Origin of the sequence: Paenibacillus sp. 481 (assembly GCF_021223605.1) — a bacterium.
Classification (GTDB): domain Bacteria; phylum Bacillota; class Bacilli; order Paenibacillales; family Paenibacillaceae; genus Paenibacillus_B.
This window is the reverse complement of the sequence record NZ_CP075175.1, coordinates 3,712,481-3,730,387: the sequence shown is the minus strand read 5'-3', so window position 1 is coordinate 3,730,387 and position 17,907 is coordinate 3,712,481. Positions and strand designations below refer to the sequence as shown.

13 protein-coding genes are annotated in these 17,907 nt (G+C 45.8%); 3 read left to right on the top strand and 10 right to left on the bottom strand.

Annotated elements, in window-relative coordinates:
• The first annotated feature begins 2 nt into the window (after positions 1-2).
• Positions 3-2,030 carry a glycoside hydrolase family 15 protein gene (locus KIK04_RS16405; protein ID WP_232274691.1) on the top strand — a complete coding sequence of 676 codons (2,028 nt, stop codon included), beginning with the start codon at positions 3-5 and terminating at the stop codon, positions 2,028-2,030.
• 176 nt (positions 2,031-2,206) lie between these two features.
• On the opposite strand, the gene KIK04_RS16400 is transcribed toward KIK04_RS16405, so the two are convergent.
• From KIK04_RS16400 to ilvB, 6 genes are all read right to left on the bottom strand, one after another.
• Entirely contained in the window at positions 2,207-2,755 is a 549-nt protein-coding gene (locus KIK04_RS16400) for a peroxiredoxin (RefSeq protein WP_232274690.1), read from the bottom strand.
• Positions 2,756-3,150: 395 nt separating this feature from the next.
• Positions 3,151-4,245: a 3-isopropylmalate dehydrogenase gene (leuB, locus tag KIK04_RS16395; protein WP_232274689.1), complete on the bottom strand. Its 1,095-nt coding sequence runs from the start codon at positions 4,243-4,245 to the stop codon at positions 3,151-3,153.
• A gap of 208 nt (positions 4,246-4,453) precedes the next feature.
• Positions 4,454-6,004: a 2-isopropylmalate synthase gene (locus KIK04_RS16390; protein WP_232274688.1), complete on the bottom strand. Its 1,551-nt coding sequence runs from the start codon at positions 6,002-6,004 to the stop codon at positions 4,454-4,456.
• Positions 6,005-6,148: 144 nt separating this feature from the next.
• Positions 6,149-7,141, bottom strand: coding sequence for a ketol-acid reductoisomerase (ilvC, locus tag KIK04_RS16385; RefSeq protein WP_232274687.1), 993 nt, complete (start codon positions 7,139-7,141; stop codon positions 6,149-6,151).
• A gap of 194 nt (positions 7,142-7,335) precedes the next feature.
• Positions 7,336-7,848 carry an acetolactate synthase small subunit gene (gene ilvN / locus KIK04_RS16380; RefSeq protein WP_232274686.1) on the bottom strand — a complete coding sequence of 171 codons (513 nt, stop codon included), beginning with the start codon at positions 7,846-7,848 and terminating at the stop codon, positions 7,336-7,338.
• Positions 7,845-9,590 carry a biosynthetic-type acetolactate synthase large subunit gene (ilvB, locus tag KIK04_RS16375; protein WP_232274685.1) on the bottom strand — a complete coding sequence of 582 codons (1,746 nt, stop codon included), beginning with the start codon at positions 9,588-9,590 and terminating at the stop codon, positions 7,845-7,847. The genes ilvN and ilvB overlap by 4 nt, the downstream gene beginning before the upstream one ends.
• 683 nt (positions 9,591-10,273) lie before the next feature.
• Between ilvB and KIK04_RS16370 the strand changes: the two genes are divergently transcribed.
• Positions 10,274-10,711, top strand: coding sequence for a GNAT family N-acetyltransferase (locus KIK04_RS16370; RefSeq protein WP_232274684.1), 438 nt, complete (start codon positions 10,274-10,276; stop codon positions 10,709-10,711).
• 192 nt (positions 10,712-10,903) lie between these two features.
• Here the strand turns inward: KIK04_RS16370 and KIK04_RS16365 are convergent, their stop codons facing one another.
• Positions 10,904-11,284 (bottom strand): hypothetical protein, encoded by a 381-nt coding sequence (locus KIK04_RS16365; RefSeq protein WP_232274683.1) that lies wholly within the window; start codon positions 11,282-11,284, stop codon positions 10,904-10,906.
• Between the two features lie 139 nt (positions 11,285-11,423).
• A complete protein-coding gene (locus KIK04_RS16360) occupies positions 11,424-12,743 on the bottom strand; it encodes a helix-turn-helix domain-containing protein (protein WP_232274682.1) in 1,320 nt (439 codons plus the stop codon).
• A gap of 269 nt (positions 12,744-13,012) precedes the next feature.
• Here KIK04_RS16360 and KIK04_RS16355 point away from each other — a divergent pair, with 269 nt between their 5' ends.
• A complete protein-coding gene (locus KIK04_RS16355; protein ID WP_232278774.1) occupies positions 13,013-13,354 on the top strand; it encodes a cupin domain-containing protein in 342 nt (113 codons plus the stop codon).
• Positions 13,355-13,469: 115 nt separating this feature from the next.
• Here KIK04_RS16355 and KIK04_RS16350 read toward each other — a convergent pair whose 3' ends face one another.
• Both KIK04_RS16350 and KIK04_RS16345 read right to left on the bottom strand, forming a co-directional pair.
• The gene (locus KIK04_RS16350; RefSeq protein ID WP_232274681.1) at positions 13,470-16,667 is read right to left on the bottom strand and encodes a collagenase; all 3,198 of its coding nucleotides are present in this window, start codon (positions 16,665-16,667) and stop codon (positions 13,470-13,472) included.
• Between the two features lie 355 nt (positions 16,668-17,022).
• Positions 17,023-17,907 carry a glycosyltransferase family 17 protein gene (locus tag KIK04_RS16345; protein WP_232274680.1) on the bottom strand — a complete coding sequence of 295 codons (885 nt, stop codon included), beginning with the start codon at positions 17,905-17,907 and terminating at the stop codon, positions 17,023-17,025.

The window sequence follows — 17,907 nt, the reverse complement described above, 5'->3', positions numbered from 1 at the left end:
ATTTGCCTAGACATCTCGTCGTTGGGAACGGGAAAATGCTTGTCAATCTTGATCAACATGCCTATATCCGCGACGTGTACTATCCGTACGTCGGACAGCTCAACCATGTAGGCGGGTATCGCTGCCGAGTAGGCGTGTGGGTAGAAGGCCATTTTAGTTGGTTAACCGACCCAGAATGGCATTTTGAGCTGGGCTATGTGGATGAAACGCTTGTGACCGAGGTGACGGCGCATCATGCCGCCCTCGGTATTACACTGCGAATGAATGATGCGGTGCATCAGCGCGATACGATTTTTTTGAAACGAATTCGCGTCAGCAATTTGCACGATGCGGAACGCGAGGTGCGCTTCTTTTTTCATCAAGATCTCGTCATTAATGAAACGGAAGTCGGCGATACGGCTGTCTTTTATCCGGATAATCGAACGTTGTTTCATTACAAAAAGGATCGCTACTTTATGTTTAACGGCTTGAGTGGTGCGAACAGTGACAGTACGATCACTGACAGTGCGAACAGTGACAGTACAAACAAAGCGGACACAGGCATTTTTGAGTACTCCACCGGTGTGAAACGATTCCATAGTGCCGAAGGTACGTGGAAAGATGCTGAAGATGGGCATCTGATGGGCAATGCGATTGCGCAAGGCTCTGTTGATAGCACGCTGAGCTTGCGTACGCTCGTACCTGCCAAAGCGGAAAATGAGCTGTTTTATTGGTTTGCCGCAGGACGCAATTTGCATGAAGTAATGCGCTTAGACGCTTATGTTCGTGAGAGCCATCCCGGGCGCCTCATTGATCGCGTCGAAACGTATTGGCGCCGCTGGGTGAACAAAAGCAACCGTTCTTTTGCAAACTTGGAGCCAGAACTCGTGAAGCTGTATAAACAAAGCTTGCTCATCGTTCGAACGCAAACGGACGCTGGCGGTGCCATTATTGCTGCCAATGACACGGACATTATGCAGTTCAATCGGGATCATTACAGTTACATGTGGCCGCGAGACGGAGCGCTTGTGGCTCAGGCGATGTCATCGGCCGGTTATCATGGCATGATCGCTGCTTTTTTCCGCTTCTGCTCCGATGCGTTAACATCAGACGGATATTTGCTGCACAAATACAATCCTGACGGAACCGCTGGCTCCAGTTGGCATCCGTACATTCATGATAAACGCTCGCAGCTTCCGATCCAAGAAGATGAAACCGCACTCGTCTTGCATGCGCTATGGCATGATTATGAACAGCACGGAGATATTGAGCTGCCACAGTCGCTCTATCGTTCGCTCGTTCGCAAAGCAGCTAAATTTCTGCTTCATTATACAGATGAATCCCTTGATTTGCCGCTGCCGAGCTATGATCTATGGGAAGAACGTTACGGCATATTTACGTTTACGGCTTCTGCTGTATATAGCGGTCTTATGGCCTCTTCCCGCTTTGCTGCACTATTCGGTGATGACACGCGCTCGTTAACGTATGCACAGGGAGCCGAACGTATTAAAAAGGGCATCTTAACTCACTTATGGAACGAGGAAGAACAACGTTTTGCACGCAGCTTATATCGCAAAGATGGGCAATGGCATCAAGATATGACTCCGGAAAGCAGCATTTTTGGCATTTACGAATTCGGGGTGCTGCCACCAGATGATGCGCGGGTCATATCGACCATGAATGCGCTGCGTCAGAAGCTATCTGCCAAGACGTCCGTTGGCGGAATTGCACGCTACTGGCGGGACTACTATTTTCAGCGCAGCTCCGATATGGAGGTCGCATCAGGCAATCCGTGGATCATTTGCACGCTATGGTTTGCTTGCCATGATATTGCGATTGCGCGGTCGCTCGCTGATTTACAGCGCCCGCATGAAGCACTACAATGGGTTGCTGCCCATAGCTTACCAAGTGGCTTACTTCCCGAGCAAGTCGATCCGTTTAATGGCAGCCCAATTTCAGTTGCGCCGTTGACGTGGTCACATGCGACTTATGTGGATACGGTGCTCCGCTATGTACAAAAATACGAACAATTGAATGCGACATCCAAATAAAGCTAGGTCAATCCTTGACATCAAATCCTTGACATACAGCAAGCCCCGCTTGCAAAGGGTCTATAGACTCTTTGCAGCAGGGCTTGTGTTCTTTCGAAACGATGCTACTTATTTAAAAAAGTAATGAGTGACATCCTGTTCATTACTTATTCGTACGTGTCCTCTGTACGCGACTACTATTTCGTATTCAAGTGCTTGTCGCCTGGCTTCCAGTTAATTGGGCACAACCCACCAGATTGCAAGGCTTGCAATACACGCAATGTTTCTTCAACACTGCGGCCAACGTTGTTGTGGTTCACGACTTGATATTTGATTTCACCTTCTGGATCAATAATGAACAAACCACGCAAGGCGATACCTTCTTCTTCGATCAAGACGCCATAGTCACGAGCAACGCTCTTCGTGAGATCCGAAGCAAGCGGGAAGTTCAACTTGCCAAGACCGTTCTCTTCTTTGGACAAGTTAATCCATGCGCGGTGGCTATGTATGGAGTCAACGGAAACACCCAAAATTTCAGTGTTCATGTTGGCGAACTCTTCCTTCGCATCACTCAAAGCTGTGATTTCAGTTGGGCATACAAAAGTAAAGTCCAATGGGTAAAAGAACAATACGAGCCATTTGCCACGGTAATCGTTCAAAGATGCTGCGCCAAATGCTTGGCCATCACCATTTACGGTTTCCATATTAAATTCGGGTGCGAGTCTTCCAACTAAACGTTCTGCCATAATTATAGCCTCCTTCAATATATGAATGTTCATGATTCAAGTGGGTTATGTAGGCAAATTGCTAAAATACAACTACCATTAGGGTACAACTACCATAATGAATGTTCTTCATTCACTTCCTATTATACCTATTCTTCGACAAAAATATCCTTTCTATAAACCGAAAACAAAAAAATATTTTCAAAGCGAGATGTAGAAATACTTCATTAAAAAAAGCTTTCTGCTTCTCTGTGCGGTGCACAAAAAAACAAAAAGCTTCCTATTATAATAGGTTTTATTTGAAGTGAGATTTACAGCGGTTATGTTCGAATCCATAATCCATAATCCATAATCCATAACCGCCGTGATTCACTAGCTTAATTCTTAATTTTTAATTCTTCGCGCTTCATTCGTAATTAAGAACGCACTGTCGCACGCTGCATCGCGGCAATGATCAGGTCACCCATTTGCGAAGTGCTGAGCGCAGTGGATTTGTCTGTTGCGATGTCACCTGTGCGATGACCTGCATCTAGCACGTCCTTGACCGCTTGCTCAATCGATGCTGCTGCGTCCTCATAGCCAAATGTGAGGCGGTACATCAATGCGACCGACAAGATCGTCGCGATCGGGTTCGCCACACCAAGGCCAGCAATGTCAGGTGCTGAACCGTGCACCGGCTCGTACAAGCCGAAGCTGCCTTCACCAAGCGATGCAGATGACAGCATACCGATGGAGCCTGTCAGCATCGCTGCTTCGTCACTAAGTATGTCACCGAACATGTTCTCTGTGACGATTACATCAAAGCTGGACGGGCGACGCAGCAATTGCATCGCACAATTATCTACGAGCACATGCTCCAGTTCCACATCCGCATATTCAGGTGCCAAGCGATTAACCGTTTCACGCCAGAGACGGGACGTTTCAAGCACGTTAGCTTTGTCTACAGATGCGAGCTTTTTACGACGTTTTTGTGCGATTTCAAACGCTTGACGCGCGATGCGCTCAATTTCCTGCACGTTGTATGCACACGTATCGACCGCTTCTTGTCCATTCTCAGTCTCACGACGGAACTTATCGCCGAAGTAAATACCGCCTGTCAATTCGCGCACGACGATTAAATCTGTCCCTTCGAGTACTTCGGGCTTCAACGTCGAAGCATCTTTCAAACAGTCAAAAATAACAGCTGGTCGAATGTTAGAGAACAAGCCTAACGCTTTACGAATGCCGAGCAAACCTGTTTCTGGGCGCAATTCTTTCGGATTGTTGTCCCACTTCGGGCCGCCGACTGCTCCAAGCAACACCGCATCTGCTTGCTTGCACAACTCTAATGTCTCTTCTGGCAGCGGCGTTCCTTTTTCATCAATTGCGATTCCGCCAAACAAGCTATGTGTCGTTTCGAACGAATAGCCGAATAGTTCTTCCGTACGCTTTAATACTTTTTCAGCTTCTGCGACCACTTCTGGACCGATACCGTCGCCAGCGATAATCGCGATTCTTTTTACGTCAGCCATGTCGTTCACTCCTCGATCAATTCTATTATTCCAGTTGTACCATAATTACAATGTATTGACTAAGATATAAAATCTATCACCTTTATAGGTATAAACTATGAATACGCATTAAAATAGGACGATGAAAAAAAACGACTCAAACTTGCGCATGAGCATACTTTTTCATCGCCCTACTATGCTACTGCCTACTACATGTATCTATGTTGCTCTAAATGAGGCTCATCTTATCGCGGCGGCTTGCTGTTCCTGACTTCCGCTTCTCAATGATGCGGTTCAGCGCGTCCACATAGGCATGAGCACTCGCCTCTAAAATATCGGTGCTGACACCGCGACCTTGAACAGCTACCTCGTTCTGCGTCAACACGACGTGCACTTCGCCGAGTGCGTCCTTGCCATGCGTAACCGATTTAATCAAGTAATCGGTTAGCTGAGCTTCTTCACCGGTCGCTTGTTCGATCGCATGATAGATGGCATCAACAGAACCATTGCCTTCGGCTACCTGCTCCAACATATGTCCATCTGCCCGTAAGATGCGCACCCGCGCACTTGGCGTAGACTGGTTACCGTACTCGACAAAAATGGTTTCCAGTTTATACTCTTCCGGTATATCGATGAGCTTCTGTTCGAGCAATACACGAATGTCCTCATCAGACACCTCTTTTTTCTTGTCAGCTAAATCCTTAAACTTCGCAAACGTAATGTTCAATTGCTCTTCTTCCAGCTCATAGCCCATATCTATCAGCTTCTCACGGAACGCGTGTCGACCCGAATGTTTACCGAGGACGAGCTTGCTATCTTTTAAGCCGATCGTTTCAGGAGACATAATTTCGTAGGTCGTCTTTTCTTTCAGCATACCGTCCTGATGGATACCCGATTCATGCGCAAACGCGTTAGCGCCGACAATCGCTTTGTTACCTGGTACGACCATACCTGTCAGCTTGCTGACAAGGCGGCTCGTACGTGCAATCTCTGGCAAGACGAGCGTAGTCTTCGCTTGGTAAAATTGTTGGCGTGTTTCCAGTGCCAACGCTACTTCTTCGATCGCCGTGTTGCCCGCGCGCTCGCCAATTCCATTAATCGTGCCTTCGATTTGGTCGGCACCATTTAAGATCGCCGCCAATGCATTCGCTGTCGCCATTCCTAAATCGTCGTGGCAGTGCGCACTTAATTGAATTTTTTCAATCCCAGGCACTTGCTCCTTCAACGTTTTGAAAATGTTACCGTACTCATACGGGCTCAAGTATCCAACGGTATCTGGAATATTAACGACGCTAGCTCCTGCTTTAATCGCCATTTCAGTCACTTGACACAAAAAGTCGATCTCCGTGCGGCCCGCATCTTCAGGGGAAAATTCAATTTTGCTAAAATATTGTTTGGCATACTTAATTGCTGCTTCGGCCGCCTCCAACATTTGCTCCTTACTCATGCGCAGCTTATGCTGACGGTGAATGGGAGATGACGCGAGAAACAGATGCAAGCATGGATCTTGTGCGCCTTTTAATGCTTCGCGCGCCGCGTCAATATCCGAAATGCGTGCGCGAGACAGCGCGACGACAGATGCATTTTTCACTGCGCTTGCTACTGCGTTCACTGCCGCTAGATCACCCGGGGAAGCAGCTGGAAAGCCCGCTTCGATCCGATCTACGCCGAGACGCTCCAATTGATAGGCAATTTCAAGCTTTTCATTCGTATTCAGGTTAACTCCGGGTGATTGTTCTCCATCACGCAGTGTTGTGTCAAAAACATAAATTTTACGCATGATTGCACCTCCATGTGGTAGGCAGTAATTTTTTATAGGCAGTATTTGCGGTATTTGTTGCAAAAAGATATAAGAACAGCGTCCTCTCCCACCAAACTGACGGGCGGACGCTGTATGTAAACGTCTAGATTGATTATGTGATTGTTACTTTTTGATCCAGTGCATCATTTCACGCAATTGAGCACCAACAACTTCGATCTGATGATTCGATTCATTGCGGCGTGTTGCCGTCAAGAATGCGCCATTCGCTTGGTTCTCCAAGATGAAGTCGCGTGCGAATTTGCCTTCCTGAATGTCTGTCAGTACAGCTTTCATCGCTTTTTTCGTTTCTTCTGTTACGATGCGTGGGCCAGTTACGTAATCACCGTATTCAGCCGTGTTACTGATCGAATCGCGCATCGTTGCCAAACCACCTTCGTACATGAGGTCAACGATAAGCTTGAGCTCGTGCAAGCACTCGAAGTACGCCATTTCTGGTGCATATCCAGCTTCCACAAGTGTTTCAAAGCCCGCTTTAACAAGTGCGCTTACGCCGCCACACAATACCGCTTGCTCACCGAACAAGTCTGTTTCTGTCTCTTCTTTAAAGGATGTTTCAATGACACCTGCACGCGTACAGCCAATTCCTTTTGCATAAGCCAAGCCAATTGCTTTTGCGTTGCCTGTGGAATCTTGCTCAAGCGCGATGAGTCCAGGAACGCCAAAGCCCTCTACATATGTGCGGCGCACGAGGTGACCTGGAGACTTTGGAGCAACTAGCAAGACGTCGTTATCTTTAGGCGCTACGATTTGGCCAAAATGAATGTTGAAACCGTGTGAGAACAAAAGCGCTGCACCTTTTTTCAGGTTCGGTGCAATTTCGTTCTTGTAAACGGAAGCTTGCGTTTCATCTGGCATCAAGATTTGGACTACGTCTGCGCGGCTAGTTGCATCAGCAACAGACAATACTTCGAAACCGTCATTGCGCGCTTTATCTGCGGATTTGCCTTCACGAAGACCGATAACGACTTGCAAACCACTGTCACGCAAGTTCTGTGCTTGAGCGTGACCTTGACTTCCGTAACCGATTACCGCGATTGTTTTACCTTCCAACACTTTAAAATCTGCATCTTTTTCATAATACATCGTAACTGCCATAAGTATGAGTCCTCCTCTAATTTATCTTGAATTTGGTTGTAGCCTGCAACCCGAATGAATGCGGGTGTGTCAAGGGACGACATAAGCATCTGTTACAACATGCCGCTTCATTCGCCGTTCATCCCCTGAAACACCCTTCATTCAGGTTTAGGCTGCGAGACAGATAGCTCGATCCTACACCTGTCTCCTTATTCCTATTTGCTGTCTGTTACATTGCCACGAATCATCGCAGTTACACCAGTACGACTAATTTCACGAATTCCGTAAGGCTGCAACAATTCGACCATCGCTTCAATTTTCGGCGACTCGCCGACGACTTGGACAACTAATGTACTAGGTCCAATATCGACGATAGATGCTCGAAACGTTTCGACGACACCTAAAATTTCAGGTCGTTCACTCGGGCCTGCCTTAACTTTAATTAGCGCCAATTCGCGCGCCACCATAGGCTGTGAACTTAAATTAACAACTTTGATGACATCAATAATTTTGTAAAGTTGCTTCTCGACCTGCTCAATCGTATGATCGTCGCCCGTCGTCACGATGACCATGCGAGACAAGCCCCGCTCTTCCGATTGACCAACGGTTATACTTTCAATATTGAATCCGCGGCGACCGAACAAGCCGGACACACGCTGCAATACTCCTGGCTGATCGTTGACGATGACGGCTATTGTATGCTTTGTCGTATGCTTGTTCGTACTCATTCGCTATCCTCCATTATCATTTGGTCAATCGTGCATCCTTGCGTAACCATCGGGTACACATTTTCGCCTTTGCGAACAACGAACTCGACGACAGCTGGGCCGGGAACGTTTAATGCTTCCTCCCACGCTTTGCGAGCCTCTTCCTTGTTCGTTGCTCGGAAGCCGCGCACACCGTATGCTTCAGCCAATTTGACAAAATCGGGACTACCCGCCAAATCAATGTGGCTATAACGACTGTTGTAAATGATTTCTTGCCATTGACGAACCATCCCCAACACTTGGTTGTTAATGATGACGACTTTGACCGGAATATTGTTAATCGCGCAAATCGCTAGCTCTTGCGCACACATTTGCATGCCACCGTCTCCGTTAATGGAGATGACTACCCGTTCAGGATGCGCCATCTGGGCACCGATAGCTGACGGGAATCCAAAGCCCATCGTACCTAGTCCACCGGATGTAATCCAAGAACGCGGTTGGTTAAAGCGATAATATAAGGCTGACCACATCTGATGTTGACCAACGTCAGTCGTTACGATAGCATCGCCGCCTGTCACCTCATTAATCATTTGAATGACCCATTGCGGCTTCAACTCATCATCCGAGTCAACAAAGGTAGGTGGATTATCCAGCTTTCGCTGTAAAATCGCAGCCCGCCACGCCTCCGCTTTAACCGTGTGCTTCGCAGAAGCGTTAGCCAGTTGAAGTGTTGATTTGATATCGCCCACAATCGGAATATCTGTAGGAACATTTTTACCGATTTCTGCCGGGTCAATATCGATATGAACGATCTTGGCCTTCGGTGCAAAACCATCTAACTTCATCGTTACGCGGTCATCAAAACGAGCGCCGATGTTAATAAGTAAGTCCGCTTCTTGTATCGCCGTGTTTGCCGTATACGTTCCGTGCATACCCGGCATGCCCATCCACAATTCGTGTGCACTCGGAAATCCACCAAGTCCGAGCAACGTTGTCGTTACAGGAATTCCCGTCTTCGTCGCGAACTCGAACAACTCTTCGTGTGCTCCTGAATGGATGACCCCTGCCCCTGCCAAAATGACTGGCTGCTCCGCTTCCTCGAGCGCCTTTATCATTTTATCGACTTGGTACTTGTTCGGCTGTACCGTCGGGTTGTAACCGCGAATGCTCGTGCTCGTTACAGGTTGGAACAACGTCTTGGCCGCGGACACGTCCTTCGGAATGTCGATAAGAACCGGCCCTTTACGTCCTGTGTTCGCGATGTGAAACGCTTCGTGAATGACACGAGGCAAATCATTAACGTCGCGTACAAGATAGCTATGTTTCGTAATCGGCATTGTAATGCCAGTAATGTCTGCTTCTTGGAAAGCATCTGTACCAATAAGCGTCGTCGCTACGTTGCCTGTAATGACAACGAGGGGTACTGAGTCCATATAAGCTGTCGCTATGCCGGTAACAAGGTTAGTTGCGCCCGGACCCGATGTCGCGATGCACACGCCTACTTTGCCTGATGCCCGAGCATATCCATCGGCTGCATGAATTGCGCCTTGCTCATGTCTGGTAAGCAAATGGTTGAAGTCCTCAAATCCGTGCATGGCATCGTAAATGTACAACACCGCGCCACCCGGGTAACCGAAGACACATTCCACGTCTTCCAACAACAAGCTGCGCAACAAAATTTCCGAGCCTGTAATGACCTCAGGCTTCATCCATTTTTCTCGTAATTGTTCTTTTGATCGCCTTGTTGCTTGATGTGCGCTCATTCGCCATCCTCCTTACGCAATTTGAATGCAGATTCAAAATCGGAAATATCGGTTATGGTTCACAAGTTCAAGTTGAGACATGATGGATTTTATTGCGCCTGGCCAGGCATATAACAAAAAAACCTTCCATCCCCGCAGCTCACCCGCTGCCTAGGGACGAAAGGTTGATCTTCCGTGGTACCACCCGTGTTCGCTTCACATTTCGCAATGCAAAGCCTCAGTAAGTATATACGCATGACGAGCAACTCGACATATGCCTATACTTTAAGACGTCTAACGCGCGTCTGACGATTTTCCCTAATAAGTCCATTTGTTTCGATTGCACTTCATATGCAAATGACGAAACGTTGATTCCTTTCAGGAAAACAGCTCCGAGGTGAGCTCGTAATTAAGGATTCTGACGCCGGTTTCAGCATGTTCCGGACGCTCTCTGTTCAGCAGAGCCTTAATACTTCGTCCTCTTCATAGCCATTGGGATTATGTAGCAATCTCAGTTGCCGAATGTTTAGAAACATTATATTCCTCCACCTATCGGGAGTCAATAGGTCATTTTTAAAATCATTCACTTGCTCTATCACTCGCAATACGTCCTTTTACATATTAAAAATGTAACCCTGATCCGTACGATTACATACGATAAATAAATAATTTTTTTCTATCCTTAGCCAGATGGAGGAGCAGCCATGATACGACAACGGCGTCCGGGTGCGGATGATGCAGCGATATGGTCCCTCATACAGACGGAGCTTATTCCGCGTTCGCATTTGAAGCTAGTTCCTAAGCAGATCCAAAAAGAGTTGCCTGAACGTTTGAATCGGGATGCTGCTTTTGTTGCTGAAAATGAATTAGGGCATGTCGTTGGTTTCGTTAATTTGTTTAGAAAAGACCGCTTGCTTTATCTCGACATGCTGGCAGTAGCTAAATCCGCTCAAGGTAAGGGATATGGCCGACAGTTATTGTATTATTCCGAATGTTACGGAATGAAACATCATTGCAGTGAAATTAAAATGCTTGTCGACTATGATAATGTGGATGCACAGCGTTTTTATTATCGTGCGGGATATAAAATGGTAAAATATATAGGCGAAGTTTTTTGTTATGAACTAGAAAAACGATTGTAACGCGTGAACGTACGAATAAGAGTCTAGTGGGTAAGAGCCTAGGTAAATTCGCCCTAGACTCTTCTTCGTTCTTATTGGGACTGTTCGAAGTACCATTGGTAGTACCGGCTAGTAGAACCGCTAGTAGTACCGTTAGTAGTACCCTTATTGGAGCCGTTGGTGGCGCCGTTGGTGGCGCCGTTAGTGGTGCCGTTAGTAGTACCCACCATAACCAGGTGGATATCCACCATACCCTGCATATCCTCCATATCCAGGAGGAGGAGGAGGAGGGTATCCACCGTATCCGGGTGGATACGGGCCGTAACCATACCCTGGTGGAGGATATCCCCCCCAGCCACCACCACAACAGCCACCGCCCCAGAACCCCAATGTACCAATGGCCAATAAATCAAATAGTGCAAGTGCGAGCAGCGCTCTCGTCTTGACCGGTTTGTCGCTCTTATCTTCAATGACAAGCTGGTTTCCCGTTACACGTACAAGCTTGCCCGTAACAACTGCTCCGTCTTTTTTAAGAGCATAAATATCTCTCCCGAGCAATGACTCCGCTTGTGCACTGGTCACAACACTCCGCACACGATTCCCTCCCCATCTATCGTGCAATTCGTACCATTACAGGTTATGCGCTAGCGGAATAACCTGCTTGTATAGTTGCCCTAAAGGAGTAATCTGTGCTTAATCATGAAGGGTGTTGCTTAGCTCTAGTCTCTCAACTCTATTGACTTAGCTCATTTGTCTTAGCGCTCTTCTGTGTCTCATCAACGCTCAATATGCTGTATACCATATCCATTTTTCGCAGCGTCTCGATATCTGCTTGCCTATTATTGTTAATAATCGTTTGGGTAATATACGATAATGATTTGAATGCGTTGTTGTAGCTTGAAATAGCTGCATACTCCATTGCGCTTAAGATATAACTATCAAAGGCGCTCTCAACGTCTGCGGTACGGATTAACACATGTCCCTTCAGACGGTAATAATAGGCTAATTCTGCTCGTTTCAGTGGTGTGGTTTGGGTTAGTTGAGTGATTTGTTCCTCGCGCTGCAGAAGCTCGGTTGCTGGCTGAAGATAATCATGGTTGAGGTATAATTTTAATAATTCAACAACGAGTTCTACGAAGTAAAGTGAGGATGGATGAGATAAACAAGATTCAAGTTGCTTCATGGCTAATTCAACGTTACCTGTCTTCCCATTGATTAAGCCAGATACGATGGTTGTATTCTCGACGACATCAGGTGCATATGTTAGGGTGTTGTAGATGTTTAAATAATGTAGGCTTAATTCGTGTTGTTCGAGATAATAGTAGGAGCGACTTATCGCTAACAGAGAGCCCGCTTTAAACAAGCTATCCGTCTTATCATGATGGTAGATGTACATACCGTACTGGATACAATCTTCGTACAGCATGAGGTTATAGGCGTGTAGGACTAGCTTGTAATACAGTAGCATTTGCTCTTCTTTTCCCAAAAAGTCAATGTAGTTTAAGATGTACGTACCCGATGGATACGTTTGCTGAAGTTGACGATCGTCCTTACACTCTATCAAATATCGTTGCAGCAGCCCCTTTGCTAAAAAAGGCTGGATTCCATGTGCACGAGAGTACTGCACAATAAGTTTAAATATATGAAGCTTTGTCGAATCGGATTGGATGTTATAACATCCATCGTATAGACGCTCGACAAGCTCGTAACTATCTTCATGCGGAGATTCCAAAAACTTCAAAGCGACCTTTACAGCGATCGAGTTATCGTTCTGCTGCACAGCGTCCAATAGCAGTTCATACAACACTTCTGGACGTTGTTCTACTTCGATATAGTGACTTATAATATCGGCGTACGGAATATGCAGTGCAGTTCCTAGCGCTTGCAGCGTTCTCAACTCTGGCCGCCTCGTGCCACCATTCTCAAGTCGAGAAAGCCCTGCCTTATCTACACCTGATAGTTCCGCAAGTTTCCTTAATGATAGGTTAGCTTCTTGTCTACGTTGTCTAATAAGGTCGCCGAGTGTTACATATTGCAGCGACACCGCCCTCATAACAACACCCTTCCGCAAGAGATCATGACATGAATTTCCTTTATTCAACAACTCGCTTTATTCTACCATCAAATTCCCAATATGTAAATTACCACTGATGCAGTAACTTTATAGTGTGAAGCTATGTGAGGTGCATTCTCCTGTTTATGTTTATACTTTGTTTCGAATTGAATCACTTAAGGGAGGGAGGAAATATCTAGTTGTTAGCGAAATCTTATTTGTGCCCGAGCTATATGATTGCAACATCAACTAATGAGGCTACTTTTACGATGCAAGAACCGTTACAAATAGTGAATTTGCAGCAAATCTCACGGTCCATTACTGATGAGTACAAAAATGTTGTGGTTAGCCACATCAATGAGAGCTGCCTCCGCCTAGCGGTGTTTCAAGGTGAGTACAAATGGCATTGCCATCCGACTTCTGATGAGCTATTCATTGTGTTGGAAGGTGAATTGTTAATTGATTTTACAGACCGCGAGACAATTGCGATGCATGCCAATGACTCGCTTGTTATTCCAGCAGGGGTTGTACATCGAACGCGAGCTAACGTACGGACGGTCAATTTGTGCTTTGAGCATACGGATGCGAATACCGAATTCGTTGACATGTAGAATTGATTGGTAGGACATTAGAAGTACAGGTGTCGTTGTAAAATGTAACTGGCTGCTGTTCTCAAGTTGAGAACAGCAGCCAGCACGATGCCATTTATTTATTCTAAGGTTGCACTTATTGCAGCATTAGTGAATATTGAACAGGTTCATCGCTATATTTGTACACGTGAAGATAATAGCGTCCTGGCTGCGCCTCGTACGATGCGCTCATATACTGATCGTCTACCTCAGTAGGATACGCCACTGGTTGCTGCCCATTTGGGTCGTGAAAGAGTATCCAGTTCACGTCTTTACCTAGTTTCTTGGTCAATTGAACGCGCAAGTTCGTCGGCTTGTCCAATTCGATGGCAAAAACGTCCTGTAAGTCACGATCGATCAACGTGCCATTCACAATCTTATTAAGCGACAAGGGACCATTCGCACTATCACTTGCATCGTTAGGCTCTTGCTCCTCAAATGGTTGTACGTCTGTGTCATCTGCCTTCGCTGGCTGAACAAGCAGCTTATATGGCGACTCTGTAGGCGATATCGCATATACGTACAAATAGTAAGTGCCTGCTTTCGCTTCAAAAGTACCTGTATGACGTTTCTCGTCCGTCTCTTGCGGGTAAGCGGCATAATTGTTAAGGTCGGACTCGTGGAATAGAACCCATGCCACGCCTTGTAAATTGTCCGTCTCCAACACTACTTTCAGTTGCTCTGGGCTTTGTACTTGGAAGCGGTACACATCCATATTGTCCGTGCCGCTAACAGCAGCAATTGTATGACCTAGAGCGGGTAATAAAGTCGCTTCCTCTACCACATTGTTCGGCTCCTGCTCTTGGCCTTGCTCCGGCTTACTTCCTCCGCCATCCGTTTCAGGCTGCTTTGAGCCGCCGCCTTCATTTTTCCCGTTACCTTTATCGCCACCATTATTCGAGTTGCTACCATTGTTACCGTTATTTCCGTTATTTCCATTGTTGCCGTTATCAGCGCCTATGTTATCGCCTTCCACCCATTTACCATGGAATACGACGTCATACATATAACGCCCGTCCGCAGTCACACGATAATTCGTAAAATAGGACGTTACCGTCTTATATCCATTCCATGACTTGTCAGACAGCGTGCGGATAGACTCATCGGCGAGGCGATTCATCATCTGCCAATCGCTCGTCTCCCCTTGGGACTGCTCCCCTACATATGTACCACGCAACGTAAATGTGTTAAAAAATTGCGACGTCTGCCCCACCAGCTTCACATCCGTTAAACGAGCAGCAGCCGTTATTTCCTGTACGAGCTCATCTTTGTTCTTCGGCTGAATAGCTTGCATATAGTCGTCTGATACCGTTGGAATCGACAACTGGTCATATTGTTGCACATGACGATCGATGGACTGCTGGTATGCCGCATTCGCCTCTGTACTGTGGCTTAACTCAGCGATAAAGTTTTCGTAGCCCTGCACATCATTAGTCCGGATAACGTCATTCAGACGATCGAGCTTGAAAAAATCTTGACGGAACAAGTAATCGTACAACGCAAACGAATACTCGTAAAATTTCCATGTTCCGTATTGGGAATTCATCGTATTTTCGACTGTATAACGTTGAGAAGGGGCATCATTTTTCAAATTGCGTACAACAGATTGGCGTGGCTGGATGCCATCGGTACGTGTAGCCCCTGCGAAAAACTCTGCACTGCCTTCTTCGAACCAAGGCATTTTCCCACTTCCATACATCGGGCCTTGACCCCAATCGCCCGGAACCGTATAGCGCCCTTGCAAGTAGTGTGTATACTCATGGCGGAACAGCTCTTCTAAACTAAAAATGCTTTGTTCAGCAGTCCGATCATAAGTGAAGAAGGTTCCGTCACCCTCGATATAAATACCACCATTATCTGTAACGAAACCATACAAATGCTTATTCATTCGATATTCATCTGGATTGTTATAAAGCACAACAGTCAACACATCGTCCTTGTTCCCTTGCTCCAAAGCTTGATCGTTGCCCATCACACGATGAAACTGTGCTTTCACTTCTTTAGCTGCCCAGTACAAACGCTGTACCTGTTCAGTCGTAAGCTTATTGCCGGTGCGGAACATGATACTGCCGTCATCAAACGTATACGTGCTTGGCAAATACAGCTGTTTACCCTGCTCCTTCAAGGCAGCCAGATCAACCTTGTTACCGTTATAATCGGTTGCGTTATAATGCTCGGAAATTTGCTCAGCCGCTACAAAATACAGCTCACTTAATAGCGGCTTTTGGAGCATCGTTTGCGTAAGTACTTGGTTCGCTTTGCTCGGATCACGATGATAATGAGCGAGCGCGCCTGTGTAATAGAGTGCATTGTTCGTCAGCCATACGTGCTCCTGAGATGTCGGCCCGTTACTTGCGAACGTATATAACTCATCAAGATAGTTATCGATAGCTCCATTATACGGTGCTTGCTGAGCCTCATCCCGCTTTTCCCATTGCAGTACATAGCCAATGCCTTGCATTACACTATAAAAGGCACTGCTCTTCTCACGGCTGTTCGCAAACTGATCGATATTGGAGCGAAATTGTGTCATGATCGCCGCGATGCGATTTATCGAACTCGGATCAGCTGTTGAATTGGAGATTAGTTTACCTGTCGCCTCTACTACTTCGTCCTGGGTCTTTGTACCCCAACCAAAATGACGATTCGCCGTTATATCATTTAAGGCTGGTACTATTTTATTCTTAAATTCCTGTTCTTTCAGATAACTTAGCTCCTTATTATAGTAACCTAAGTAAAATCCAGAACGCAGCACTTCCACCAAAGTTGGAATGCCTTGTGCATCATCTGGTGTAAAACGTTGGCCTCTCTCACGCAAAGCATCCATTATGGCTTCAATACGTTCTCGATTATCGTAAAATTGACGCGTATCCTCGTTGAATTTAAATAATTCAGGGAATTGTGTCCACGAGGAATGAGCGAACAATTCAATAAGCTCCTCATGACTCAAGGTGTTCAAATGCTTCATGGTGTACGTATTCTGAGCTGCATAACTTGCTTTTAATGCATGGTTCTTTGCAGGCTCAGGGCCCAGAGGTGCTGTATCATATTCGTCGGCATGTAATCCGCCTCTTTGATAATGGAACGATGAGGGGGACGAGAATGGAGTCATGTGCGTCGATCCCTCTATCAGCATGCTTCGATCGTTGCTTAGATTTGAAATTTTAGAATCTGAAATACCGAGTGTTTCTATGATTTGATCATGATTCGCTTGTACAGGGCCCGTCGGCCATGACATAACTGTTGAAACCAGAACCGCCCCTACTGTCATCATGCTGATCCATTTTTTATTCATGTTGTCTTGATTCTCCTTTTACTTATGCAGCTCTAACGTCGCTTATATAAGTAATCGGATGAATCTTCACCGTTCAGCATAAAGCGTTGTGCCTGTTTTTATAGTACTTTCGGAACGAGCATGGCGACTGAACATAATTCCTGTTTAGCAAGTGATGCTATTTTCCTGATAAAACAAACATAAGGCCTTGGATGAACAGTTTCTGGTTACTTCTAACACCTGATCTGGTCGTTATCCCACCGGCAATTAAGTCTAAAGAACCAGCTATTACTATTAAAGTAATGGCCGTTAAGTAAATATTCATACAAAAGAAAGAGCCATAAGTTTTTGACTTATGGCTCTTTCCGCATTAAGTTTATCCGTTATACCACAGCCCTGTTGTATCGACTTGTTTAATGGCACCTAAAAAGCTTTTTTCGTTATCCACGTAAAGCTCACTATCCAAATAATACAACTTCTTATGATTAATACATTGGTTTATATAGTCCTCTTGGCTTTCAACCTTGTTTTTCAAATTAGCCTCAAACGCCTTCAATTTATCGACGGCCGTTTTTTGATATTCAAGCCATGAATGATGAAATCCAACCGGTTCCTCAAGGCAGTAAATATCGTGAGTTAACGATTCAGCAATTCCTTTTTTACGTAAATAATCAGATGTAAATGGCATACTCTTAAAGAAACGACCTGTCATAATGTTTACCCGATAACTCCAATGTGGGGACCCATGATTCGACGCACTAAATAAATTTAAAAAGAACACAGAATAGTGCAACTTGACAGTAATGATCTGACGTCTCTTTACTTCAGCTACAATCCGATCAGCCCACCTGCTATCAATAATCTCATCGAAATCCCCTAGTATAACGATATCGTTGTCCTCTACCTGGTCACGCAAATATACAGAGGACAGATTGCGTTGATAGGCTTCATTATAAAATGCACTGTTATAGCTAAGTAGTCTCCAATACCAACGGTCAAATTGGGCAGCCTGACACGTGCTTCGATTAAAATACAACTGATGTCGGGTCGGAGTACGAAACACCTGCTCCGCATCCAACTGATGGTATTTTACTTTATCTGAAACGTTTGACTCCTTAAAATTGAATGGCTTGTCTACATTACTGAACGTTTTGTTTGCCTCAACGACATGTAGCTCATCAACCCAAGAGGCATTTTCTTTTATTTTAATTTCAGCGACTCGATTCTCATTGAAAAATGGACAAAATTCATAAATTTTCAT

Coding starts and splice junctions, on each gene's coding strand:
- KIK04_RS16400 (WP_232274690.1), bottom strand. CDS start 2,755: ATGGCAGAACGTTTAGTTGGAAGACTCGCACCCGAATTTAATATGGAA.
- leuB (WP_232274689.1), bottom strand. CDS start 4,245: ATGGCTGACGTAAAAAGAATCGCGATTATCGCTGGCGACGGTATCGGT.
- KIK04_RS16390 (WP_232274688.1), bottom strand. CDS start 6,004: ATGCGTAAAATTTATGTTTTTGACACAACACTGCGTGATGGAGAACAA.
- ilvC (WP_232274687.1), bottom strand. CDS start 7,141: ATGGCAGTTACGATGTATTATGAAAAAGATGCAGATTTTAAAGTGTTG.
- ilvN (WP_232274686.1), bottom strand. CDS start 7,848: ATGAGTACGAACAAGCATACGACAAAGCATACAATAGCCGTCATCGTC.
- ilvB (WP_232274685.1), bottom strand. CDS start 9,590: ATGAGCGCACATCAAGCAACAAGGCGATCAAAAGAACAATTACGAGAA.
- KIK04_RS16370 (WP_232274684.1), top strand. CDS start 10,274: ATGATACGACAACGGCGTCCGGGTGCGGATGATGCAGCGATATGGTCC.
- KIK04_RS16360 (WP_232274682.1), bottom strand. CDS start 12,743: ATGAGGGCGGTGTCGCTGCAATATGTAACACTCGGCGACCTTATTAGA.
- KIK04_RS16355 (WP_232278774.1), top strand. CDS start 13,013: ATGCAAGAACCGTTACAAATAGTGAATTTGCAGCAAATCTCACGGTCC.
- KIK04_RS16350 (WP_232274681.1), bottom strand. CDS start 16,667: ATGAATAAAAAATGGATCAGCATGATGACAGTAGGGGCGGTTCTGGTT.
- KIK04_RS16345 (WP_232274680.1), bottom strand. CDS start 17,907: ATGAAAATTTATGAATTTTGTCCATTTTTCAATGAGAATCGAGTCGCT.